Consider the following 20751-nt stretch of genomic DNA (forward strand, 5'->3'; position numbering starts at 1 on the left):
AGGACTGGAAGGCCGCGACGATCGGGGTCGTCCCCGCACCGGCCGACATCAGGCGGCCGACGGATGCCGGAAGATCACCGCCGCTCCGTACGACACCACGATTAGCCAGTGATACCCGGGGCATGCTCTGCCGAGGAGCTACGGGTGCGGGCCTGTCGGCCGCGGATACCAGAGCGGTGTTCATGTTGCGCGCCTTTCCAGAGGGGTCGTACCCCCCCGATAACGATGATCGGCCGTTTTCGTGGCGGGCGCGCGGGCGCGCATTAGGGTGCCCCCCACAGAGGTGCAGACACCAGGGCAGCCCATTGTCCCGACAGGGGGATGTGCTGTGTAGTCGTTTGAGATATCCAGCTGGTCTCAATTTCCGAGGCCGCTCAGCACGACCGCGCCAGGCAGCCCCGCGAAGGCCTTGCCCGGCACGATCAGTTTCCCGCGCCGGCTGCCGCTGCCGATGAGCACCCACTCGGTGTCGACGACAGCCGGATCGACCAGCACAGGCCAGCCGGTGGGAAGCCCGATCGGAGTGATGCCCCCGTACTCCATTCCGGTCTCCCCGGTCGCCGTGTCCATCGGGGCGAACGACGCCTTTCGCGCACCGAGGTGCTTGCGCACGACGCCGTTCACGTCGACGCGGGTGCTGGAGAGCACCACACAGGCGGCGAAGGAGGTCTCACCGCCGCGCTTGGCCGCGACGACCACGCAGTTCGCGGAGGCGGCGAGGAGCCCGGGGCCGTGGTGCTCCAGGAAGGCAGCGGTGTCGGCGATCTCCGGGTCGGTGTCCACATGGATCAGCTGATCCACGGGGACATCGCCCTGCCAGGTACGTACAGCGTCTGCGACAGGTGCGGTGAGCCGGTCCAGACGCTCCGGGGCAGGAGCCGCGTCGTCGAAACCGCCCAGGGGTGCGCGCATGGCGGCACGGTAACAGCCGTTGCCTGAAAGGCGGTTGACCGTCTCAGGGAACGGGCGGGATGGAGACCGCCATGGTCATCTCGACCGGCTCCGTGCCCTCGTTGCGGTACGCGTGCGGCACATTGCCCTCGAAGGTCGCCGAGGTCCCTGCCGGCACAGCGTGCGGGACCCCGTCGACGACCAGCGTGAGCTCGCCCGCCGTCACATGGAGCAGTTCGATGGTCCCCTGCGGATGCGGATCCGACGCGCTGCCGTCCCCGGGCTCCAGGCGCCAGGCCCACAGTTCCAGCGGTCCGCGCTCCTCGGTGCCGACGAGCAGGGTGGTGTGGCTGCCCGCCTCCGTCCACCACATCCGTACCGCCTGGTCCTTGGGTACGACCCTGACCTGCGGCCCCTGTTCGTAGTCGAGGAGCGTGGTGATGCTGACCCCGAGGGCGTCGGCGAGCTTCACCGTGGTGCCCACGCTCGGGTTGGTGCGGGCCTGCTCGATCTGGATGATCATGCCGCGACTTACGCCTGCGCGGGCGGCGAGGGCATCGAGCGTGAAGCCCCTCTCGCCGCGCCAGCGCTTGAGGTTCCGGGCGAGCGACTGCGTGAGCTGGTCGAGGTCCGACACATTCCGTCCATTATTTTGGATGACAGAGTTCAATATTTTGCACTACGGTGTGGTGCACCCGAAGGTCCACCACACTGTACTGCGAGGCGCCCCCATGACCGCACTGTTCGCCCTGGCCACCAGTCTCCTCTGGGGGCTGGCCGACTTCGGCGGCGGACTGCTCACCCGGCGCATCCCGGCGCTGACCGTCGTCGTCGTCTCGCAGATCATCGCCGTGGTGGTGCTCGGCGCGGTCGTCGTCGCCACCGGCGGCTGGAGCGAGTTCGGACCGCAGCTGTGGTTCGCGGTGGCGGCCGGTGTGGTCGGCCCGGTCGCGATGCTCAGCTTCTACAAGGCGCTCGCGCTCGGGCCGATGGGTGTGGTCTCCCCGCTCGGCTCGCTCGGCGTCGTCGTCCCGGTCGCCGTCGGCCTGGTCCTCGGCGAGCGGCCCGGGCTGCTGCAGTTCGCGGGGATCGCGGTCGCCGTCGCGGGCGTGGTGCTGGCCGGCGGACCCGAGCTGCGCGGGGCGCCGGTGCAGCGGCAGGCGGTCGCCCTCACCCTGGTCGCCGCGGTCGGATTCGGTGCGGTGATGTCGCTGATCGCCGAGGCGTCCACGACTGTCACCGGGCTCTTCCTCGCACTCTTCGTCCAGCGCGTCACGAACGTCGCCGTCGGGTCCACCGCCCTGTTCGTCTCCGTGAGGCGCGGTGCGCGCGCCCTCCCCGAGGAGGGCGGAGCGAGCGTGATCCGGGCCTCGCTGCCCGCGCTGGCCTTCGTCGGACTCGCGGACGTCGCCGCCAACGGCACCTACTCGGTGGCCGCGCACGCGGGCCCGGTCACGGTCGCCGCCGTACTCGCCTCGCTCTACCCGGTGATCACCGCGGTCGCCGCCCGATCCGTCCTCAAGGAACGGCTGCGCGCCATCCAGGCGGCGGGCGCAGGACTCGCCCTGGTCGGCACGGTGCTGCTGGCGACGGGCTGACGCCGACCGGTCAGGACTCCTCCAGCTCGGCCAGCGCGAGGAGTTGCTCGGAGGTGATCCCGTCCGGGATCGGTACGGGAGCGGGCGTACGCAGCGGAGGCGTCCAGCCCCCTTCCGCGTCCCAGCTCCGTACGACACGGGCGGGCGCCCCGGCCACCACCGAGTGGTCGGGCACCTCTCCGCGTACGACCGCACCCGCAGCGACCACCACATTGCGGCCGAGCCGGGCGCCGGGCAGGATCACCGCTCCCGTGCCGAGCCAGCAGCCGGGGCCGATCTCCACCGGCTCCATGCGCGGCCACTGCTTGCCGACCGGCTCGTGCGGATCGTCGTAGCTGTGGTTCGTGGACGTGATGTAGACGTACGGACCGCAGTAGGTGTCGGCCCCGATGGTGATCTTCGTGTCGGCGATGACATGGCTGCCGCGCCCCAGCACCACCCCGTCGCCGAGGCGCAGGATCGGCTCGGGTCCCAGGTCGAGGTCCGGCATCATCCCTGCCGTCAGCGTCACCTGCTCGCCGATGATGCAGTGGTCGCCCAGCTCGATCCAGGCTTCGCCGAAGACCGTTCCCTGCGGGAACGCCAGCCGGGTTCCCGCGCCGATACGGCCGAAGCGCAGCTGTCCCGGGCGCTCGGCTGTCACCGCGCCCGCCTGCTGCACCCGGCGCCATCCCGCGTGGAGCACACGGGACGTGAGCGATGAGAACGTGTTTCTGTTCTTCGGCACCCGCTCACCGTACTCACGGGTACGGCGCCCGGCCCGGCCCGTACGCTGTGATCTTCACCCCACCGAGAGGCAGAACCCGATGAAGACCCGCCTGAACGGCAAGGAGCCCGAGCTCGACCCGGCGGCCTTCGCCGCGCCGACCTCCGTGCTGATCGGCGAAGTGAGCATGGCCGCGGGTTCCAGCGTCTGGTACCACACGGTGCTCCGCGCCGACTGCGGTCCGATCGTGCTCGGCGCCGACAGCAACATCCAGGACAACTGCACGGTCCATGTGGACTTCGGCTTCCCGGTGACCGTCGGCGAGCGCGTCTCGGTCGGTCACAACGCGGTGCTGCACGGCTGCACGGTCGAGGACGACGTCCTGGTCGGTATGGGCGCCACGGTGCTCAACGGGGCCCGGATCGGCGCCGGTTCCCTGGTCGCGGCTCAAGCGCTCGTACCGCAGGGGATGCAGGTGCCGCCCGGTTCGCTGGTCGCGGGTGTGCCCGCCAAGGTGAAGCGGCAGCTGACCGAGGAGGAGCGCGAGGTCATCAAGCTGAACGCCGCCATGTACCTGGGTCTGGCCAAGGCGCACGAGGAAGCCCACCGGGAGAGCGGAGCACCCGACTCCTGAGCGGGCGGGATCAGTCGGCGGCCGACACAGGCTCGGCCGCCGCAGCCGCAGCCGCCGCCGCGTGCTCGGCCTGCGCCTTCTTGGCGCGGTTCCTGACGACGAGCATGGAGCCGACCCCGATGAGCACGGCGAGCGCGAGGCCCGCGTACGAGAAGTTCTTGAGGTACTTCTCCGCGCTGCTGCCCACGTAATAGATGACCGCGGTCGTGCCGCCCGCCCAGACGATCCCGCCGAGGACGTTGGCGATCAGGAACTTCCAGTACGGCATGTGCAGTACGCCCGCGAGCGGACCCGCGAAGATCCGCAGGAACGCGATGAAGCGGCCGAAGAAGACCGCCCACATGCCCCACTTCTGGAACGACCGCTCCGCCATCGCCACATGCGATTCGCTGAAGTGTCTGGGGAACTTGGCGCCCAGCCAGGCCAGCAGCGGCCGTCCGCCCCTGCGTCCGATGGCATAGCCGATCGAGTCGCCGACGATCGCTCCGACCGTGGCGCAGGCGCCGACCATGACCGGGTTGATGTGCCCGCTCTGGGAGGAGAGCAGCGCGGCGCTCACCAGGACGATCTCGCCCGGCAGCGGAATACCGAGGCTCTCGACCCCGATGACCAACGCCACCAGCAGGTAGACAAGGGCCGCAGGCACGCTGTCGAGCCAATCCTGGACGTGCAAGGCCGCATCCTCCCGTTTGGTCTGTCCTTGTCCGGCAGCCTACCTGGTCACACCGACACGGCCGCCTGCCCGGTGAGCCGCAGATCCCTTGCCGAGGCGCCCACTTGGACGGTCCGCTGCCCGGTGCCCAGGACCCATGTGCGGTGTGCGGTGTCCCAGGAGGAGAGGGAGCGCGCGGAGACGCGGACGGTGACCTCCCGCCGCTCCCCGGGCCGCAGTTCGAGGCGCCGATAGCCGGCCAGCGCCTTCTTCGCCTGGTCGATACCGAGCTCGGCCGAGGGCCCCACGTAGACCTGTGCGATCTCGATGCCCGAACGCTCTCCAGTGTTGACGACGGCGAACCGCACCTCGACGCACCCTCCCCCGAGCGGCCTCACGAGGAGGTTCTCGTAACGGAAGGTGGTGTACGAGAGCCCGTGCCCGAAGGGGAAGAGCGGCTCGACTCCCTGTGCGTCGTACCAGCGGTAGCCGAGATGGATCCCCTCCGTGTACTCCTCCCTGCCGCCGGCTCCCGGGTAGCGGAGCGGGTCGCCGGCCGTCGGGTGGTGGTCCTCGGAGGCCGGGAAGGTCTGGGTGAGGCGGCCGCCGGGATCGCAGTCGCCGAAGAGCACCGCCGTGGTGGCGGCCGCGCCCTCCTGGCCGGGGTAGTACATCTGCAGGACGGAGGCGGTGCGCTCCAGCCAGGGCATGGCCGTGGCCGATGACGTGTTGAGGACCACGGTGGTACGGGGGTTGACCGCCGTGACCGCCTCGATCAGCTCGCGCTGGTGCCCCGGGAGCGCGAGCGAGGTGCGGTCCGCCCCCTCGGTGGCGTCCTCGTAGGCGAAGAGCACCACGCTGTACGAGGTCCCCGCGGCCAGCACCGCCTCGGCGACATCGGCGGCGCGGGTGGCGCCGGTGCTCCTGCGCAGCCGGAAGACATGGTCCTCGCCGCCTCCCCACGCGGTGATCTGCAGCCGGTGCGGGCCGGGCGTGAGGTGCAGGGTCCGGCGGCGGACGGCGAGGCCGTCGGGGGCGATGCTGGTCATGGAGCCGGGCAGGAAATCACCGTATCCCGGTGCGAGGGGGAAGAGTTCCCCGCCGTCGATCCTGATCTCCGGGCGCAGCCCCTCGTAATGGACGACGAACGTCCACTCGTCATCGGCATCGACGGTGAGGGTGCCGTCGTACGTCCAGAGGCGGCCGGCCGGGATGCTCTGACCCTCGAAGTCGGCGCCGGGCGCCAGGGATGCGGGGGGCAGCGGTTTGCCGAAGAGGTCCTCGCCGAGGGCGTACACAACCCTGGCCCCGCTACCCGCGCGCGACGTGATGGTCTCCAGCGGGCTGGCCGCACGGTCGGGCACCACCCGCGCGCTGCCCCCGCCGCCCACGCACGGGATCGATCCGGTGGGGCCGATGACGGCGATGCTCCGCGCCGCGGGCCCGGTCAGCGGCAGCATCCGCCGCTCGTTGCGCAGCAGGGTGGCCCCGGCCTTCGCGACGGCGAGCGCGGTGCGCGCACCGGCCGCCGGGTCTCGGTGCGGACGCTGCGGAGGGGCGGCGCCGAGCAGTCCGAAGCGCTCCATCACGGTGAGGATCCGGCGTACGGACCGGTCGACGAGTGCTTCAGGGACGGCGCCGAGCACGGCGCCGCGCAGAGCGTCCGCGAAGTAGATGCCGCTGGGCATCTCCATGTCGAGGCCTGCCGTGATCGAGGCGAGGGTGCTGTGTGCGGCGTACCAGTCGGTCATCACCCAGCCGTCGAAATTCCAGCGCTCGCGCAGGATTCCGGTGAGCAGTTCCCCGTTCTCGCAGGCGAAGGTTCCGCCGACCCGGTTGTACGCGGCCATCACCGAGCCCGCGCCGGCGTCGACCGCCGCCTCGAATCCGGGCAGCCACACCTCGTTCAGGGCTTGGTCGCCGACGCGTACGTCGACGCTCATCCGGTCCTGTTCCTGGTTGTTCAGGGCGAAGTGCTTGACCGTGGCGATGAGCCCCTCGCCCTGGATGCCCCTGATCTCCTCGGCCACCAAGTCGGCGGAGAGCAGCGGGTCTTCGCTGAAGGTCTCGAAGTTCCGCCCCGCGTACGGCGTGCGGATCAGATTGACCATGGGCGAGAGCAGCACGTCCAGACCGAGCGCCCGGCCCTCGCGGCCGATGACCTCGCCGTAGGCGCGGGCGAGGGCGGGGTCGAAGGCCGCGGCGAGCAGGACGGGCGCGGGAAGTGCGGTGGCGCGGCGGTCGATGCGTACGCCCGCAGGTCCGTCGGCCAGTCGCAGCGGCGGGATGCCGAGCCGGGCTACGCCGGGGACGAAGCCGGCCTGGCCCAGGCCTGCCGGATCTTCGGCGCCGTGCAGGAAGCTCAGCTTCTCGTCGAGAGTGAGGCGGCCGAGCAGCGATTCGACGCGCGGTCCCGCGCCTGCGGTGCGCCCGGCCGCCCGTACTGGTGCGGTGAAGCCGGCGGTCGCGGCTGCCGCCACGGTGACGGCCCCGCCCAGAATCCGCAGGGCTGATCTCCGGGAGACATGTCGGGGCATGGGCCGCCGCTCCTTCGCATACCGATTGCCGATGTGCCGAACTTCCGTAATTCGGCATATAAGCGCACTATGCGTCCTGGCCCTTCGGACACGCCGTCGTTCGGCGCGCGCCGTACGCGAAAAGGGCGCCCGCGGCGGGGCGCCCTCCTCGTCGGCCCGTGAGCGGGTCAGTTGTTGGGGCGCAGCGTCCAGAGGACGTTGACCTCGCCGGTGACCGCCCCGTCCTCGCGCTGGATGGAGACGGCGACCGGGAACTCGGGGCGCTCCCCCTTGTCCAGTTCCGCGACCACGTCGGCGACGGGCCGGCCCAGGGTCGCGGTCGCCGTGACCACTCCCCTGGCGATCTTCTTGAAGGCGATGTCGGCCGTGACGGGGAGCGGCACGGCACGGCTCAGCTGGTCGCCGAAGGCGGCGAGGACGATCGCACCGCTCGCCGACTCGGCGAGCGTGAACATCGCGCCGGCATGCGGCCCGCCGACGTGGTTGCGGTACTCGGGCTGGTCCGGCAGGCGCAGGACGGCGCGCTCCGCGGTGGTCTCCAGGTACTCCAGGTTGAGGGACTTGACCATGGGGACCGTGGCAGCGAGGAACTCGCCGAGGGACTTCTGCTCTTCACTCATGGAGCAAGATGTTACCCACGAGTAGGTTGGCTTGGCCATCCTTTGCGACGGACTGTCGAGTTGGCAACGGAGCACCTGAGCATCCATAGTCCCGTGGTGACTACACCCGCCGACTCCCGCCGAATACGCCGACCCGCATGGGCCGGGCGCAATTACACGCTCCTCACGTCCGCGGCGGTCGTCACGAACCTCGGCGCCGGCGGCGCACTGATCGCGGCGGCGTTCGCGGTCCTGGAGTCGGGCGGCGACGCAGGCGACGTGGGCCTGGTGGCGGCGGCCCGCACGCTGCCTCTCGTCCTGTTCCTGCTCGTCGGCGGAGCACTCGCCGACCGGCTTCCGCGCCATCGGGTGATGGTCGCGGCCAACACCCTCAACTGCCTCTCCCAGGCTGCATTCGCGGTACTCGTCCTGGCCGGCGACCCGCAGCTCTGGCAGATGATGCTGCTCACCGCGCTCTGCGGCACCGGGCAGGCCTTCTTCTCGCCCGCCTCCGAGGGCATGCTCCTCTCCACCGTCAGCGGCGAACAGGCCGGCCGGGCCTTCGCCCTCTACCGCATGGCGATGCAGGGCGCGGGCATCGGCGGCGTAGCCATCGGCGGCGCTCTGATCGCCGCCGTCGGACCGGGCTGGGTACTGGCCGTGGATGCCGCGGCCTTCGCGGTCGCGGGCTCGCTGCGCGCTTTCCTGGACGTCGATCACATTCCGGCCCGCGAACCGGGCGGCGGGATGATCTCCGATCTCCGCGAGGGCTGGCAGGAGTTCAGCAGCCGCCCGTGGCTGTGGTCGGTCGTGATCCAGTTCGCGGTGGTCAACGCGGTCGTCGGCGCCGCCGAGGCGGTGTACGGACCCCTCGTCGCCCAGGACAGCCTCGGCGGTCCGGGCCCGTGGGGCCTCGCGCTCGCCGCCTTCGGCGCCGGGACGGTCGGCGGTGCGCTGGTGATGATGCGCTGGAAGCCGAGACGCCTGCTGTTCGCCGGTTCGCTCTGTGTCTTCCCGCTCGCGCTTCCGTCGGCGGCCCTCGCCCTGCCCACCTCGGCCACCGTACTGATGGTCATCATGTTCCTGACCGGTATCTCCATCGAGGTCTTCGGCGTCTCCTGGATGACGGCACTGCACCAGGAGATCCCCGAGGAGAAGTTCTCCCGGGTCTCCGCCTACGACTGGCTCGGCTCGATCGCCATGCTCCCGCTCGCCACCGCGCTGGCCGGACCCGCGGCGAACGCCTTCGGCCGTACGGCCGCCCTGTGGGGGTGCTCCGGGCTGATCGCGCTGCTCACCGCAGCGGTGCTCTGTGTTCCTGACGTACGGAATCTGGAACGCCGGACCCCGGACCCCGCTCCGGAAAAGGCGTCAGCCGATGTGGAAGGCGCCGTCGGGCGGCTCGGGTGAGGCGACCGCCTCGGCGTCGCGGACCGGCTGCGCCGCCCCGATGAACCGCTCCAGCGACGCCCCGTGCTCGACACGGGCGGGGAAGGCGTCGGATGCCGTACGGCGGGCCAGGCGCGCCGTGTCGATCTCGGTGTGCGAGGCGACCAGTACCGCGTTGCCGAAGCGCCGGCCGCGCAGGACGCCCGGCTCGGCGATCAGCGCGAGCTCGGCGAACACTGCCCGGAACGTGGCCAGTTGGGAGCGGAGGAAGGCGAAGGGCGCGCCGTCGGCGAGGTTCGCGGCGTAGATCCCGCCGGGCTTCAGGGCCCGCTCGGCCGCCTGCGCGTACTCCAGCGAGGTGAGGTGCGCCGGCACCCGTGAGCCGCCGAAGACGTCCGCGATCAGCACATCGGCGCCGGCGGCCGGGGCATTCTCCAGCCAGTGGCGCGCGTCGGCCGCGTGCACGGTGATGCCCGACCCGTCCGGTAGCGGCAGATGCTCGGTGACCAGTGCGAGCAGCCCACGGTCCGCCTCCACCACGTCCTGGCGCGAACCAGGGCGGGTCGCCGCGACGTAACGGGGCAGGGTGAGCGCGCCGCCGCCGAGGTGGATCACGTCCAGCGGGTCGCCCTCCGCCGCCGTGCAGTCCACGACATGGGCGAGCCTGCGCGCGTACTCGAACTCCAGATACGCCGGATCGTCCAGGTCCACGTACGACTGCGGCGCACCGTCCACGGTGAGCAGCCAGGCGCGCTGGCGGTCCACGTCGGGCATCAGCTTGGCGGTGCCCGTGTCCACGTCCCTCATCACCGGTATCTGTTCGCTCACGCCTTCATTGTGCCGCCCGCCCACAGGGCCGCCACCGCCTCCGCGTGCGCGGCGGCCTGGGCCAGACCCGCGCGGGCTGCCGGGGCACGGCGCGCGGGGTCCAGCACGTTGCGCCCGAAGGCCATTCGTGCGGCGGGATCCGGGGTGATGACCTCGACCCGTGCACCTTCGGCGGCGAGTCGTGCGGCCTGCCTGCGCGGGGAGACCACCACGCCGCCGCCGGCCGCGGTCGGGGCGATGACGACGATGCGTGCGTATCCGGCGGCGAGGTGGGCGTTGGCGCACGAGTGCACGCCCCCGTCGATCCACTTGCGTCCTTCCAGGGTCACGGCGGGCCAGACACCGGGAACCGCACAGCTGGCCGCGACGGCGTCCACCACGGGAACCCCGCTGTCCTTGCCGAACGCCCGGAGTTCACCGGTGACCGCGTCGACGGCGGTCACCAGCAACGGCCGCCCGGGCCACTCGTGCGAGACGAGCCGCCGGGCGATCACCTCGCGCCGGTCGGCCCCGCCCTGCGCGCCGTCGCCGGGTTCCATACGGGCCAGCTTCCGTGCGTACGCCTCAGGGGTACGGGAGGTGATCGCCGCCTGCACGAAGCGCAGCATCGTGCCCGCCCCCAGGTGGGCCGGTATCTCGCCCCGGGGATCGGCCAGTTGGCGCTCGTACAGCTCGGGGAGCGTGAGCAGTCCGGACGTCAGCTGCGCGCCGACGACCGATCCGGCGGAGGAGCCGATCACCAGGTCGGCGGTGGAGAGATCGGTGCCCGCCTCCGCGAGGCCGTGCAGAATGCCGATCTCCCAGCCGACGCCGGTGAGTCCGCCCGCGCCCAGTACCAGAGCCGTATCCGTCATGAGCGCAGTGTGGCCCGTCCGCCGGGACCATCCAAGGGCCGGCTCCGTCTTCACACCCAGGTCGTCGACAGCCAGACCGCGGCGACCGAAACAGCGATGAGCGTGGCATTGAGGGCGATCTGCCGGTCTCCGAGCTTCAAGTGGACGCGGACGGCGCCGAGTTGCAGCACGACGAAACCGACTGCCGCGACCAGGGCCAGCCACGGTGCGACGCCGGTCAGCGGCGGGAGGACCAGCCCGAGCGCACCGAGCACTTCGACCACCCCGATGGCCCTGACGGCCGGCATCGGGGTGGTGTCCACCCACGCCATCATCGGCCGGAGCTGTTCGCGGCTCCGGACCACCTTCACCCCGCCCCCGTAGAGATAGAAGAGCGAAAGGAGGCCGGCGACGATCCAATATGCGATGTTCACCGTTCGATTGCACAGCCGGGACGCCGCGACTGTCCAAGACCGATCCTGCGGCCCCGATACCGTACGGGTATCGTCGCAGCATGGAGCTACGTACGCTGCGCTACTTCGTGGCGGTCGCCGAGGAACTCCACTTCGGGCGGGCCGCTGCCCGACTGCACATGAGCCAGCCGCCGCTGAGCCGGGCGATCAAGCAGCTGGAGAACGAGGTCGGTGCGGTACTGCTGGAGCGGTCACCCGCCGGCGTGACGCTCACCCCCGTGGGTGCGGTGCTGCTCGACGAGGCACGCGCCCTGCTCGACCAGGCGACCAGGGTGCGCGACCGCGTGGCCGCGGCGGCCGGGGCCGCGACCCTCACCGTCGGCATCCTGGGCGACAGCGGCGACCCGGACGCGACGCGGCTGGCCGACCTCTTCCGCCAACGGCACCCGCACGTCGAGATCCGCATCCGTGAGACCGATCTGACCGACCCGACCTGCGGGCTGCATGCCGGACTGGTGGATGTCGCCCTGACCCGTGGGCCGTTCGACGACACCGGCCTGGACCTGCACGAGCTGCGCGCCGATCCGGTGGGCGCACTGCTGCGCACCGACGATCCGCTGGCCCGCCAAGACCGCCTGGAACTGGCCGACTTGGCCGACCGCCGCTGGTTCCTGTTCCCGGAGGGCACCGATCCGCTCTGGCAGTCGTACTGGAACGGCGGCGAGCCCCGTGAGGGGCCTGTGGTGCGGGCCGTCCAGGAATGCCGGCAGGCCGTTCTCTGGAACGGCACGATCGGCATCACCGTCCTCGGCCACTCCCCGGGCCAGGGGCTGGCCGTGGTGCCACTGACCGACATGGAGCCGAGCCGTGTCGTGGCGGCATGGAACGCGGGTGACACGAATCCGCTGATCCGCTCGTTCCTGCGGCTCGCGACCACCGCCTACGGCGACTGAAAACCGCCGCGCACCACGGGACCCACCCGTTGCGCCGGTCAAGGGCCGTGTCGTAGAACAGCGCCCATGAAGAGACGCGTCATGTCCATGCTCGCCGGGGCGATCCTCGCGGCAAGCACCTTTCTCACGCCGGGTGTTGCCTCTGCTGCAACCCAACCACCCTCCCCGCCAGCCGAGTTCGGAACGGACTGGCACGACCCGGTCACCGCGGCACCGCCCGTGACCAGGCCGCACACCACAGCATGTGAAGTCACCGTCGCCGAGGCCCAGTTCCGCGACTTCACGCCGTACACCGGCACCTACACGCCGCCCGAGGGGTGCGGGGACCGCTGGAGCAAGGTCGTACTGCGGCTCGAGGGCAAGGTCAAGGGACGGCAGTACGACCGGCTGGGCTCGCTGCACATCGGCGGCGTGCTCGTCCTGCAGACCTCGACCCCCGAGCCCTCCCCGGACGGCATCGCCTGGAACGTCGAGAAGGACGTCACCCGCTACAGCGCCACGCTGCGCTCCCCGCAGCCCGTCTCCATGCTCATCGGCAACACCGTGAACGACACCTACACCGGGGTCATCGACACCAAGGTGACCCTGACGTTCTACGCGGCCGCCCCCTCGACCCGCCCCGCACGCACCCCCGACCGCATCCTGACCCCGGCCGCGGACGGCACCCTCACCACGCCGCGCAACACCGAACGCCTGCTCGCCGAGGTGTACGCCACCGGCTCCGGCGGCGGCTGCGAGGAGACCTGGTACCTGACCGTACCCACCGCCGCGGGCTACTCCTGCAAGGCGGACAACGGCCCCTACCGCGAGGTGCAGATCAGGGTCGACGGCCAACTCGCCGGAATCGCCGCCCCTTTCCCCAACGTCTGGACCGGCGGCTGGTCCAACCCCTTCCTCTGGTACGTCATCCCGGGACCGCGGGCCTTCGACGTCAAGCCCATCGAGTACGACCTCACGCCGTTCGCAGGGCTGCTCAACGACGGCCGACCGCACCGCATCGAGGCATCCGTCCTGGGCGTCCCCGCAGATCAGAGCGGCTGGAGCCCCTCGGTCAACGTACTCGCCTGGCAGGACGCGGGCCGCGCCCACGTGACGGGCGCGCTCACCCACAGCACGGCGGGCCCGCTCACCAACGCCACGACGTACACCCCCGCCCCGGCCGGTGAACTCAACCGCCTCGACAACAAGGGCGGCCACAGCCTCACCACTTCCGGATACCTCGACACCTCGCACGGCCGCATCACGACAACCGTCACCCGCACCCTCACCTCCCGCTCCGCGCACCAGTGGACCGCGAGCGAGGACACCGATGCGATCAAGGCCACCTGGAACGACCGGGAGAACGTAGGGACGGGCGGGCACGCGACCCGCACCGACCGCACGTACACCATGGACGGCACCGTGACCCTCGGTACGGACGACCGCCTCCGCACCGTGATCACCCTCGGCGACCGGTCCGCGCAGAGCAGCGGCAAGGAGTGGAGCGTGCTCGACGACACCTACACCGGCGACGCCTCCTACGCATCGAGCGCGCCACGCGAGGAGCGACACGCCGTCGGCGTCACCTCGGAGCGCTATCGCGCTTATGGCCCGGCGCTCTGCTACGACCGCGAACTACGCACGGAACAGGGCATGTTGACGCTAGACCGTACGCGCTGCTGACGCACTGCGGGGCCCGGACCCCACAGGATCCGGGCCCCGCAGTCGGGCGCCCTAGCCGAGCACCTCGGTCACCGTGCCCGCGCCGACCGTGCGCCCGCCTTCGCGGATCGCGAAGCCGAGGCCCACTTCCAGCGGTACGTCATGACCCAGCTCGACGGTCATGGTGACCGTGTCGCCGGGACGCGCGACCGCCGCCTCGCCCAGGTCCACATCGCCGACGACATCGCCGGTACGGATGTAGAACTGCGGCCGGTAGCCGGTGGAGACCGGAGTCGTCCGGCCCCCCTCGCGCGCCGACAGGACGTACACCTGCGCGGCAAAACGCCTGGTCGGCGTGGTGCTGCCGGGCGCCGCCACCACATGGCCGCGGCGCACCGCGTCACGCGGCAGACCGCGCAGCAGCAGCGCCACGTTGTCCCCCGCCTGCGCCTCGGTCATCGGCTTGCCGAAGGTCTCCAGGCCGGTGACGACCGTCTCGGTGTCCGCGCCGAGAACCTCCACACGGTCCCCGATGCGTACGGTGCCGCGCTCGACGGCGCCGGTGACGACCGTGCCGCGACCGGTGATGGTCAGGACGTTCTCCACCGGCAGCAGGAACGGCGCGTCCACATAGCGCTCGGGCATCGGTACGTACGTGTCGACCGCGTCCAGCAGCGCCTCGATCGACGCCGTCCAACGCGGGTCGCCCTCAAGGGCCTTGAGGCCGGAGACGCGGACCACCGGGACCGTGTCCCCGCCGTACCCGTGCGCGGAAAGCAGGTCGCGGACCTCCAGCTCGACCAGGTCGGTCAGCTCGTCGTCCCCCGCGTCCGCCTTGTTGAGGGCGACGACGATGTGGTCGACGCCGACCTGGCGGGCGAGCAGGACGTGCTCGGCGGTCTGCGGCATGATCCCGTCGAGCGCGGAGACGACGAGGATCGCCCCGTCCAGCTGGGCGGCGCCGGTGACCATGTTCTTGACGTAGTCGGCGTGACCCGGCATGTCGACATGGGCGTAGTGGCGGGTGTCGGTCTCGTACTCGACGTGCGCGATGTTGATGGTGATGCCGCGCAGCGCCTCCTCGGGGGCCCGGTCGATGCGGTCGAACGGGACGTAGGCGGCGGAGCCGTGGTCGGCGAGGACTTTGGTGATGGCGGCGGTCAGGGTGGTCTTGCCGTGGTCGACGTGGCCCATGGTGCCGATGTTCAGGTGCGGCTTGGTGCGCACGTATGCCGTCTTGGGCATGGCTGTTTTCTTCCCTCAAGGAACTCGAAGCGTGGTGGGACCCCCTGGCCTGGCCGACCCTCCCCCTGCGGGGTCCGCCGGACGATCCGGGAAGGGTCAGCTTCGGGCGCCGCCGAAGGGCGCTGCCGCAGCGAATGCTGCTGCGGTGGCTGCTGCGGTGGCATCGGTGAAAGCGGCAGCCTTCGGCGCTGCCGCGACTGCGGCCCGCGCTGCGAGGAAGACATACCGGAACATGGGGCTGATCATGCCCCGGGAGGCCGGGGCACGTCGAATGGTTTTCCCGTACGGCGGTTACAGGTTCTTCAGGGCTTCGCGCACCGACAACGGCGAGAGGCGCGAGTCCGATGCGGCGACGAACGCGCGCACCGCGCCGGGGTCCGTCTTGCCGTATTCGCGCAGGCACCAGCCGATCGCCTTGCGGATGAAGAAGTCGGTGTGTCCGGACTGGCGCAGGCAGTAGTCGAAGAGCCGGTCGGCGTCGGTCGCTTCCTTGTAGCGGAGCTGGTGGAGCAGCGCGGTGCGTGCGACCCACAGGTCCTGGTCGACGATCCACTCGTCCATGACGGCTCTCAGCTCGCCGTCGGCGGCGACGAGCGGGCCCACGACGTGTGCGGCGAGATGATCCACCGTGTCCCACCAGGAGGTGGTGGTGACCAGGCGCCTGGCCACCGGCAGGAAGTCCGGGCCGCAGCTCTTGGCATGCCGGCGCAGGTAGTCGACGGCGAAGTAGTGGTACTCACGCTCCGGCAGCTCCCAGCAGCGCAGAGCGATCGCCGTGCAGTCCGTCTGATCCGGGCGCGGGATCCCGTCGAGAACCGTCCGGGACAGCTCGCGGCGGAGCGGTGTGCGGATGCCGAGGTACGGGGCGATGCCCTTCATGTACGCGGTCATCTCCGCGGCGCGAAACGGGTTCGCGGCAGCGGGATACACGGTGGTGAGGCGCTCCAGCACGGTGTCGGCGAGCGCACTCGACGGCGTCCCCGCGATCGTCATGCGATACACATTACGGCGATCACACCCACATGTCGGTTACGCTCCCCGGATGCTCCAGACCGCCACCCAGCCGCAGTCCGCCGGCTTCGCAGCGCGTTGTTCCAGAGCTCTGCTCTCCCCCCGTTCGCGCCTCTCCCTGCTGGTACTGATCCTGCTGGCGGCCGCGACCACCATGGTTCTCTTCCAGCCGCAGCGCCTGCTCTCCTCCGGCTGGCCGCCGGCGGTGAGCGGCGGCGCCGCGGTGGTCCTGTTCGGCTTGGCCTACGGCGTGTGCACCGCGGCGTTCGTACCCCGCCCGCTCCTCAATCTGGCCGCGGGCGCGCTCTTCGGCACGGTGGCGGGGCTCGGGGCGGCCATCGCGGGAACGGTCCTCGGTGCCGGGATCGCCTTCGGCCTCGGCCGGGTGCTGGGGCAGGAGGCGCTGCGGCCGCTGCTCAAGGGCCGGTGGCTGAAGGCGGCGGACGGGCAGCTGAGCCGACACGGTTTCCGCTCGATGCTGGCGCTCCGGCTCTTCCCCGGGGTGCCGTTCGCCGCCGCCAACTACTGCGCCGCGGTCTCCCGTATGGGCTGGACGTCGTTCCTCGTGGCGACCGGGGTCGGCTCGCTGCCGAACACGGCGGCGTACGTCGTCGCCGGCAGCACGGCGTCCTCGCCGACCTCGCCGACCTTCCTGATCGCCATGGGATTCATCGTGGTGACGGGCGCGGGCGCGGCGGCGGTCGCCTGGCGCAAGCGGCACCGTCTGCACGGGGCCGCTGAGCAGCGCTAACCGGGGGCCGTCGCGGGCCGGTCATTTTGGGGCGCTAGTGTGCCCCCGACCGATCACCCTTTGACCCACCTTGGACGGCCCTCACCCATGTCTTGGTTCGAATCGTTCGTCCTCGGATTCGTACAGGGGCTGACCGAGTTCCTGCCCATCTCCTCCAGCGCCCATCTGCGCCTCGCCTCGGCCTTCGCCGACTGGCCGGACGCGGGGGCCGCGTTCACGGCCATCACCCAGATAGGCACCGAGACCGCGGTCCTGATCTATTTCCGCAAGGACATCGCCAGGATCGTCTCGGCCTGGTTCCGTTCGCTCACCGACCGCTCGCTGCGCGGCGACCACGATGCCCGGATGGGCTGGCTGGTCATCGTGGGCTCGATCCCCATCGGCGTGCTCGGTGTCGTACTGAAGGACCAGATCGACACCAGCTTCCGCGATCTGCGCGTCATCGCCGTCACCCTAATCGCCATGGGCATCGTCCTCGGCGTCGCCGACCGCCTCGCCGCCCGTGACGAGTCCGGCGGCCGCCACAGGGCCGCGAAGGAGCGCAAGTCGCTCCGGGATCTGAGTGTCAGGGACGGTCTCGTCTACGGCATCTGCCAGGCGATGGCGCTGGTCCCCGGGGTCTCGCGGTCCGGCGCGACGATCAGCGGCGGCCTGCTGATGGGCTACACCCGGGAGGCGGCGGCGCGTTACTCGTTCCTGCTGGCGATCCCCGCGGTGCTGGCATCGGGCGTGTTCGAGCTGAAGGACGCGGGCGAGAGCGGACATATCGCGTGGGGGCCCACCGCCTTCGCGACGCTCATCGCCTTCATCGTGGGATATGCCGTTATCTCCTGGTTCATGAAGTACATCTCCAGCAAGAGCTTCATGCCGTTCGTGGTCTACCGGATCGTGCTCGGTATCGTCCTGTTCTTCCTGATCGGCTTCGGTGTGCTGAGTCCGGACGCGGGCCCTGCCGGGGGCTGAGCACGCGTCCGGTGCAGACGGCCGGCGGCCCCGACCGCTAGCCTTGGCCCATGTCCGCACCTTCTGCCCTTCCCGCTTCCCCGCGGCCCAGCGCCGTGTGGAACGAGGCGATCCGCGAGTTCCTGCGGTCCCGGTACGGACGGACGCTGAGCGCCGGGGAGAGCGAGGAGTACCGCCGGCTCCGCAAGGGGTACACCGCCGCGCTCAAGGCCGAGGACTCCGCAGCGGCCTAGTGCTCAGCCGGTGTCTCTCGGGCCGTGACGCTCAGGCGGTGACGGTGAAGCCGTGCTGGGCGCCGAGCCGGGCCAGGGTCTGCCGGCCGGGGATGCCGTCGGCTGCCGGGCCCGTGAGGTGGCAGCGGCGCTGCCAGGCGGAATAGGCGTCGACGGTCCTGGTGCCGAAGCTTCCGTCGACGTACTGCCGCGGCAGGAGCCCCTCGGCGCTGAGCGCCTTCTCCACGATCAGTACGTCGCCGTGATGGGTGGCGCTGCCCTCGGGCGCCGGGGGGTCGTGGCGGGCCGCGTGGACGACGTGGGCCAGCGACACGGCGGGCGCCGGCGTACCGGGCGCATGCCGCCAGGAGGCGACGGCCCTGCCTCCGCGCGCATCGGACGGGTCGGCCGTCGGCGGGCACTGGCCGTCGGGAAAGTGCGGGGCGAAGTAGCCGACGACGCGGGCGCTGCGCCGGGGAGTGGCGTGGGACCAGACCCCGTTGCCCTGCCCGTTGTCGGCGGCTCCGGCGCGGACGCTGTTGCCGCCCTTGGTGAAGACGGTGTCGGCGTCGAATCCGACGACCAGCTCGGTGTGCGCGCCGCCGCCGAGGTTCACCCAGGCTCCGACCGACGGATAGCCGGACCACTGGCCGCGCTTCTTCGCCCAGTCGGAGAAGACGGTGACGTTGTCGACCTTGGGGACCACCGCGTCGAGGCCGACGTCGTGGTACATGTCCCAGTTGAAGATCACGCACCAGCTGACGCCGTTCTCGCCGTACTCCTTCCCGAACCTGGTCATGTTGTTCCAGCCCTCGGAGCTGGTCCAGGTCTCGTAGATCTGCTCGGGTACGGCCACTACGTGGTCGACGAGCCGCCTCCACTGCGCTGATGTCATCGTGATTCCCTCCGGTCGGCGTGAACGGCGGTGCGCCGCCGCCGTGTTCAACGACCGGGCCCCTCGGGGGTCAGCACGAGGCCTCCGATAACGTGCAGATGTGATGACCGCCGAGGACCTTCTGTCCGTGCTCGCGCTGCTGCGCCGGGCGGGCGTCGACAGCTGGGTCGCCGGGGGCTGGGGCATCGACGCCCTCGTAGGAGACCAGGGGCGGGACCACCGCGATCTCGACCTGCTGCACCGTCAGGAACAGGAGCAGGAACTGCTGACGGCCCTCGCCGGGGCCGGGTTCACCGAGACGCTGGACCAGCGGCCGGTGCGGTTCGTGATGGTGCACGCACAAGGCCAGGAAATCGATCTGCATCCCCTGGCCTTCGCGCCGGACGGATCGGCGCTGCAGCGGTCATTCGATCCCGGCAAGCCTTTTCCGTACCCCGCCGAGTGCTTCGTCACCGGCACGGTCGCAGGGACGACGGTGCCGTGCATCTCCGCCGCACAGCAGGTCTTCTTCCACCAGGGGTACGAGCCCGCCGACCGCGACCTGCACGACATGGCCAGGCTGCGCGAGGCGTTCGGCATCGTGACGCACTTCTGATCAGTTCTGCCGGGTCACCGGGTTCTCGTACGGCACCCGGGCGATGTCGAGCACGCCTCCGAAGGTGCCCCACTCGTTCTTGCCGAGCCGCGCGAGCGGCCGCATCTCGGCGATCTCGGGGTGCCCGTCGGTCAGTACGGACGCGTCGACGGCCGCGTGCACCACCCGCCCGAAGACCACCGTCGAGTCTCCGAGACGCAGGGTGCTGTGCAGTTCGCATTCCAGGGCGACCGGGGACGCGGCGACCCGCGGCGGCTTCACCCGCAGGCTGGGCTCGCGTGCGATGCCGACCGCGTCGAACTCGCTGACGGAGTGCGGGAAGTCGGTCGCGGTGGCATTGATCTGCGCGGCGAGCGGCTCCGGTGCCAGGTTCACCACGAAGGCACCGGTCGCCTCGACGTTGCGCAGCGAGTCCTTGCGGCCCACCGAGGTGAACTGCACGATCGGCGGCTCCACGCTGGAGATGGTGAAGAAGGAGTGCGGCGCGAGGTTGTCGGTGCCGTCGGCCGAGGTGGTGGAGACCCAGGCGATGGGCCTGGGGACGACGGTGGCGGTGAGGAGCCGGTAGAAGTCGTTGCGGGAGACCGTGGCGGGGTCGAAATCGATGCGCATGGCATCCAGTATCGTTCAGCGCTCCTCCGCGTCCCCGAAGGACCCGTGCCGGCCGGCACCGGCCGCGAAACGGGCGGCCCCTTCGCCCGCCTGCTCCAGCGACCTCAGGCCGTGGCTCAGCTCGCCCCGCATCGCCTCCGCCTCCTCCAGCCCCTCCTGTTCGAGCAGCGAGAGCCGGTCGCCCCGCAGGCAGGCCTGGGGAAAGGCGGCGATCTCGGCGGCAAGTTCCTCGGCGGCCGCTCTGGCGCTCCCGTCCGGGACGATCCGGTTGGCGAGTCCGATGGCGTACGCCTCCGCCGCGTCCACCGCCCGCCCGGTGAGGACCAGATCCATGGCGCGGCTCGCCCCGATCAGCCGTGGCAGCCGTACGGTCCCTCCGTCGATCAGCGGTACGCCCCAGCGCCGGCAGAACACCCCGAACACCGCGGACTCCTCGACCACCCGCAGATCGCACCAGAGCGCCAGCTCCAGACCGCCGGCGACCGCGTGACCGGCCACGGCCGCGACGACCGGTTTCGTCAGCCGCATCCGGGTGGGGCCCATCGGCCCGTCGCCGGTCTCCGTGACGTCGTTGCGGCGCCCGGTGCTCATCGCCTTGAGGTCGGCGCCCGCGCAGAACGTGCCGCCCTCGCCCCAGAGCACGGCCACCGCGGCCTCCGGGTCCGCCTCGAACTCCCGGAAGGCTGCGGCGAGTTGCCGGGCGGTGGGCCCGTCGACCGCATTGCGCACCTCCGGACGGGCGAGCACGACCGTGGTGACGGGCCCCCTGCGTTCGATTCGTACAGACAATCCT

At 70.9% G+C, this 20751-nt stretch carries 24 protein-coding genes; 9 read left to right on the top strand and 15 right to left on the bottom strand.

What is annotated here, in order from left to right:
• Window positions 1–357 precede the first annotated feature (357 nt).
• Both AB0H78_RS28795 and AB0H78_RS28800 read right to left on the bottom strand, forming a co-directional pair.
• Window positions 358–912 (bottom strand): YbaK/EbsC family protein, encoded by a 555-nt coding sequence (locus tag AB0H78_RS28795; RefSeq protein ID WP_363237554.1) that lies wholly within the window; start codon window positions 910–912, stop codon window positions 358–360.
• A gap of 43 nt (window positions 913–955) precedes the next feature.
• Window positions 956–1528 (bottom strand): XRE family transcriptional regulator, encoded by a 573-nt coding sequence (locus tag AB0H78_RS28800; protein ID WP_363237555.1) that lies wholly within the window; start codon window positions 1526–1528, stop codon window positions 956–958.
• 94 nt (window positions 1529–1622) lie between these two features.
• On the opposite strand from AB0H78_RS28800, the gene AB0H78_RS28805 reads away from it, so the two are divergent.
• Window positions 1623–2489: an EamA family transporter gene (locus AB0H78_RS28805; RefSeq protein ID WP_363237556.1), complete on the top strand. Its 867-nt coding sequence runs from the start codon at window positions 1623–1625 to the stop codon at window positions 2487–2489.
• A gap of 10 nt (window positions 2490–2499) precedes the next feature.
• Here AB0H78_RS28805 and AB0H78_RS28810 read toward each other — a convergent pair whose 3' ends face one another.
• Entirely contained in the window at window positions 2500–3216 is a 717-nt protein-coding gene (locus AB0H78_RS28810; RefSeq protein ID WP_363237557.1) for an acyltransferase, read from the bottom strand.
• 79 nt (window positions 3217–3295) lie between these two features.
• Here AB0H78_RS28810 and AB0H78_RS28815 point away from each other — a divergent pair, with 79 nt between their 5' ends.
• Window positions 3296–3829, top strand: coding sequence for a gamma carbonic anhydrase family protein (locus AB0H78_RS28815; RefSeq protein ID WP_363237558.1), 534 nt, complete (start codon window positions 3296–3298; stop codon window positions 3827–3829).
• A gap of 10 nt (window positions 3830–3839) precedes the next feature.
• On the opposite strand, the gene AB0H78_RS28820 is transcribed toward AB0H78_RS28815, so the two are convergent.
• The 3 genes from AB0H78_RS28820 to AB0H78_RS28830 form a co-directional block, all read right to left on the bottom strand.
• Complete coding sequence (locus tag AB0H78_RS28820) at window positions 3840–4502, bottom strand: DedA family protein (RefSeq protein WP_363237559.1); 663 nt, start codon at window positions 4500–4502, stop codon at window positions 3840–3842.
• Window positions 4503–4549: 47 nt separating this feature from the next.
• Window positions 4550–7018 (bottom strand): beta-glucosidase, encoded by a 2469-nt coding sequence (locus tag AB0H78_RS28825; RefSeq protein WP_363237560.1) that lies wholly within the window; start codon window positions 7016–7018, stop codon window positions 4550–4552.
• Between the two features lie 167 nt (window positions 7019–7185).
• The gene (locus tag AB0H78_RS28830; RefSeq protein WP_363237561.1) at window positions 7186–7638 is read right to left on the bottom strand and encodes a DUF4442 domain-containing protein; all 453 of its coding nucleotides are present in this window, start codon (window positions 7636–7638) and stop codon (window positions 7186–7188) included.
• 96 nt (window positions 7639–7734) lie between these two features.
• Between AB0H78_RS28830 and AB0H78_RS28835 the strand changes: the two genes are divergently transcribed.
• Window positions 7735–9027 (top strand): MFS transporter, encoded by a 1293-nt coding sequence (locus AB0H78_RS28835; RefSeq protein ID WP_363237562.1) that lies wholly within the window; start codon window positions 7735–7737, stop codon window positions 9025–9027.
• Here the strand turns inward: AB0H78_RS28835 and AB0H78_RS28840 are convergent.
• From AB0H78_RS28840 to AB0H78_RS28850, 3 genes are read right to left on the bottom strand one after another with little or no spacing between them, the layout of a single operon-like run.
• The gene (locus AB0H78_RS28840; RefSeq protein ID WP_363237563.1) at window positions 8989–9834 is read right to left on the bottom strand and encodes a fused MFS/spermidine synthase; all 846 of its coding nucleotides are present in this window, start codon (window positions 9832–9834) and stop codon (window positions 8989–8991) included. The genes AB0H78_RS28835 and AB0H78_RS28840 overlap by 39 nt on opposite strands.
• A complete protein-coding gene (locus AB0H78_RS28845) occupies window positions 9831–10688 on the bottom strand; it encodes a patatin-like phospholipase family protein (protein WP_363237564.1) in 858 nt (285 codons plus the stop codon). The genes AB0H78_RS28840 and AB0H78_RS28845 overlap by 4 nt, the downstream gene beginning before the upstream one ends.
• A 50-nt stretch (window positions 10689–10738) precedes the next feature.
• Window positions 10739–11101, bottom strand: coding sequence for a DoxX family protein (locus AB0H78_RS28850; protein ID WP_363237565.1), 363 nt, complete (start codon window positions 11099–11101; stop codon window positions 10739–10741).
• Between the two features lie 80 nt (window positions 11102–11181).
• On the opposite strand from AB0H78_RS28850, the gene AB0H78_RS28855 reads away from it, so the two are divergent.
• Together AB0H78_RS28855 and AB0H78_RS28860 are read left to right on the top strand one after the other, a co-directional pair.
• Window positions 11182–12033 (top strand): LysR substrate-binding domain-containing protein, encoded by an 852-nt coding sequence (locus AB0H78_RS28855; protein ID WP_363237566.1) that lies wholly within the window; start codon window positions 11182–11184, stop codon window positions 12031–12033.
• A 66-nt stretch (window positions 12034–12099) separates the two neighbouring features.
• Complete coding sequence (locus AB0H78_RS28860) at window positions 12100–13695, top strand: peptide-N4-asparagine amidase (RefSeq protein ID WP_363237567.1); 1596 nt, start codon at window positions 12100–12102, stop codon at window positions 13693–13695.
• A 51-nt stretch (window positions 13696–13746) separates the two neighbouring features.
• On the opposite strand, the gene tuf is transcribed toward AB0H78_RS28860, so the two are convergent.
• The 3 genes from tuf to AB0H78_RS28875 form a co-directional block, all read right to left on the bottom strand.
• A complete protein-coding gene (gene tuf / locus AB0H78_RS28865) occupies window positions 13747–14919 on the bottom strand; it encodes an elongation factor Tu (RefSeq protein WP_363237568.1) in 1173 nt (390 codons plus the stop codon).
• 96 nt (window positions 14920–15015) lie between these two features.
• Window positions 15016–15153, bottom strand: coding sequence for a hypothetical protein (locus AB0H78_RS28870; protein WP_363237569.1), 138 nt, complete (start codon window positions 15151–15153; stop codon window positions 15016–15018).
• A gap of 57 nt (window positions 15154–15210) precedes the next feature.
• The gene (locus AB0H78_RS28875) at window positions 15211–15912 is read right to left on the bottom strand and encodes a DNA alkylation repair protein (RefSeq protein ID WP_363237570.1); all 702 of its coding nucleotides are present in this window, start codon (window positions 15910–15912) and stop codon (window positions 15211–15213) included.
• A 49-nt stretch (window positions 15913–15961) separates the two neighbouring features.
• Between AB0H78_RS28875 and AB0H78_RS28880 the strand changes: the two genes are divergently transcribed.
• The 3 genes from AB0H78_RS28880 (at window position 15962) to AB0H78_RS28890 (ending at window position 17877) form a co-directional block, all read left to right on the top strand.
• Window positions 15962–16681, top strand: a complete 720-nt coding sequence (locus AB0H78_RS28880; RefSeq protein WP_363237571.1) for a TVP38/TMEM64 family protein — start codon at window positions 15962–15964, stop codon at window positions 16679–16681.
• A gap of 87 nt (window positions 16682–16768) precedes the next feature.
• A complete protein-coding gene (locus AB0H78_RS28885; RefSeq protein WP_363237572.1) occupies window positions 16769–17644 on the top strand; it encodes an undecaprenyl-diphosphate phosphatase in 876 nt (291 codons plus the stop codon).
• A gap of 50 nt (window positions 17645–17694) precedes the next feature.
• Window positions 17695–17877 (top strand): hypothetical protein, encoded by a 183-nt coding sequence (locus AB0H78_RS28890; RefSeq protein ID WP_363237573.1) that lies wholly within the window; start codon window positions 17695–17697, stop codon window positions 17875–17877.
• 31 nt (window positions 17878–17908) lie between these two features.
• On the opposite strand, the gene AB0H78_RS28895 is transcribed toward AB0H78_RS28890, so the two are convergent.
• Window positions 17909–18751, bottom strand: coding sequence for a peptidoglycan-binding domain-containing protein (locus AB0H78_RS28895; protein ID WP_363237574.1), 843 nt, complete (start codon window positions 18749–18751; stop codon window positions 17909–17911).
• A gap of 103 nt (window positions 18752–18854) precedes the next feature.
• Between AB0H78_RS28895 and AB0H78_RS28900 the strand changes: the two genes are divergently transcribed.
• Window positions 18855–19346 carry an amino acid transporter gene (locus AB0H78_RS28900; RefSeq protein WP_363237620.1) on the top strand — a complete coding sequence of 164 codons (492 nt, stop codon included), beginning with the start codon at window positions 18855–18857 and terminating at the stop codon, window positions 19344–19346.
• On the opposite strand, the gene AB0H78_RS28905 is transcribed toward AB0H78_RS28900, so the two are convergent.
• The gene (locus AB0H78_RS28905) at window positions 19347–19958 is read right to left on the bottom strand and encodes a flavin reductase family protein (RefSeq protein WP_363237575.1); all 612 of its coding nucleotides are present in this window, start codon (window positions 19956–19958) and stop codon (window positions 19347–19349) included.
• Window positions 19959–19973: 15 nt separating this feature from the next.
• Entirely contained in the window at window positions 19974–20747 is a 774-nt protein-coding gene (locus AB0H78_RS28910; protein WP_363237576.1) for a crotonase/enoyl-CoA hydratase family protein, read from the bottom strand.
• Window positions 20748–20751: the final 4 nt, after the last annotated feature.

This window comes from Streptomyces sp. NPDC050738 (assembly GCF_040654175.1).
In the GTDB taxonomy this organism is placed as follows: Bacteria; Actinomycetota; Actinomycetes; order Streptomycetales; family Streptomycetaceae; genus Streptomyces.

Bases quoted from the DNA above. Each gene is read 5' to 3' on its own strand.
- AB0H78_RS28795 (WP_363237554.1), bottom strand. From the start codon at position 912: ATGCGCGCACCCCTGGGCGGTTTCGACGACGCGGCTCCTGCCCCGGAG.
- AB0H78_RS28805 (WP_363237556.1), top strand. From the start codon at position 1,623: ATGACCGCACTGTTCGCCCTGGCCACCAGTCTCCTCTGGGGGCTGGCC.
- AB0H78_RS28815 (WP_363237558.1), top strand. From the start codon at position 3,296: ATGAAGACCCGCCTGAACGGCAAGGAGCCCGAGCTCGACCCGGCGGCC.
- AB0H78_RS28825 (WP_363237560.1), bottom strand. From the start codon at position 7,018: ATGCCCCGACATGTCTCCCGGAGATCAGCCCTGCGGATTCTGGGCGGG.
- AB0H78_RS28830 (WP_363237561.1), bottom strand. From the start codon at position 7,638: ATGAGTGAAGAGCAGAAGTCCCTCGGCGAGTTCCTCGCTGCCACGGTC.
- AB0H78_RS28845 (WP_363237564.1), bottom strand. From the start codon at position 10,688: ATGACGGATACGGCTCTGGTACTGGGCGCGGGCGGACTCACCGGCGTC.
- AB0H78_RS28855 (WP_363237566.1), top strand. From the start codon at position 11,182: ATGGAGCTACGTACGCTGCGCTACTTCGTGGCGGTCGCCGAGGAACTC.
- AB0H78_RS28860 (WP_363237567.1), top strand. From the start codon at position 12,100: ATGAAGAGACGCGTCATGTCCATGCTCGCCGGGGCGATCCTCGCGGCA.
- tuf (WP_363237568.1), bottom strand. From the start codon at position 14,919: ATGCCCAAGACGGCATACGTGCGCACCAAGCCGCACCTGAACATCGGC.
- AB0H78_RS28870 (WP_363237569.1), bottom strand. From the start codon at position 15,153: ATGTTCCGGTATGTCTTCCTCGCAGCGCGGGCCGCAGTCGCGGCAGCG.
- AB0H78_RS28875 (WP_363237570.1), bottom strand. From the start codon at position 15,912: ATGACGATCGCGGGGACGCCGTCGAGTGCGCTCGCCGACACCGTGCTG.
- AB0H78_RS28880 (WP_363237571.1), top strand. From the start codon at position 15,962: ATGCTCCAGACCGCCACCCAGCCGCAGTCCGCCGGCTTCGCAGCGCGT.
- AB0H78_RS28885 (WP_363237572.1), top strand. From the start codon at position 16,769: ATGTCTTGGTTCGAATCGTTCGTCCTCGGATTCGTACAGGGGCTGACC.
- AB0H78_RS28890 (WP_363237573.1), top strand. From the start codon at position 17,695: ATGTCCGCACCTTCTGCCCTTCCCGCTTCCCCGCGGCCCAGCGCCGTG.
- AB0H78_RS28895 (WP_363237574.1), bottom strand. From the start codon at position 18,751: ATGACATCAGCGCAGTGGAGGCGGCTCGTCGACCACGTAGTGGCCGTA.
- AB0H78_RS28900 (WP_363237620.1), top strand. From the start codon at position 18,855: ATGACCGCCGAGGACCTTCTGTCCGTGCTCGCGCTGCTGCGCCGGGCG.
- AB0H78_RS28905 (WP_363237575.1), bottom strand. From the start codon at position 19,958: ATGCGCATCGATTTCGACCCCGCCACGGTCTCCCGCAACGACTTCTAC.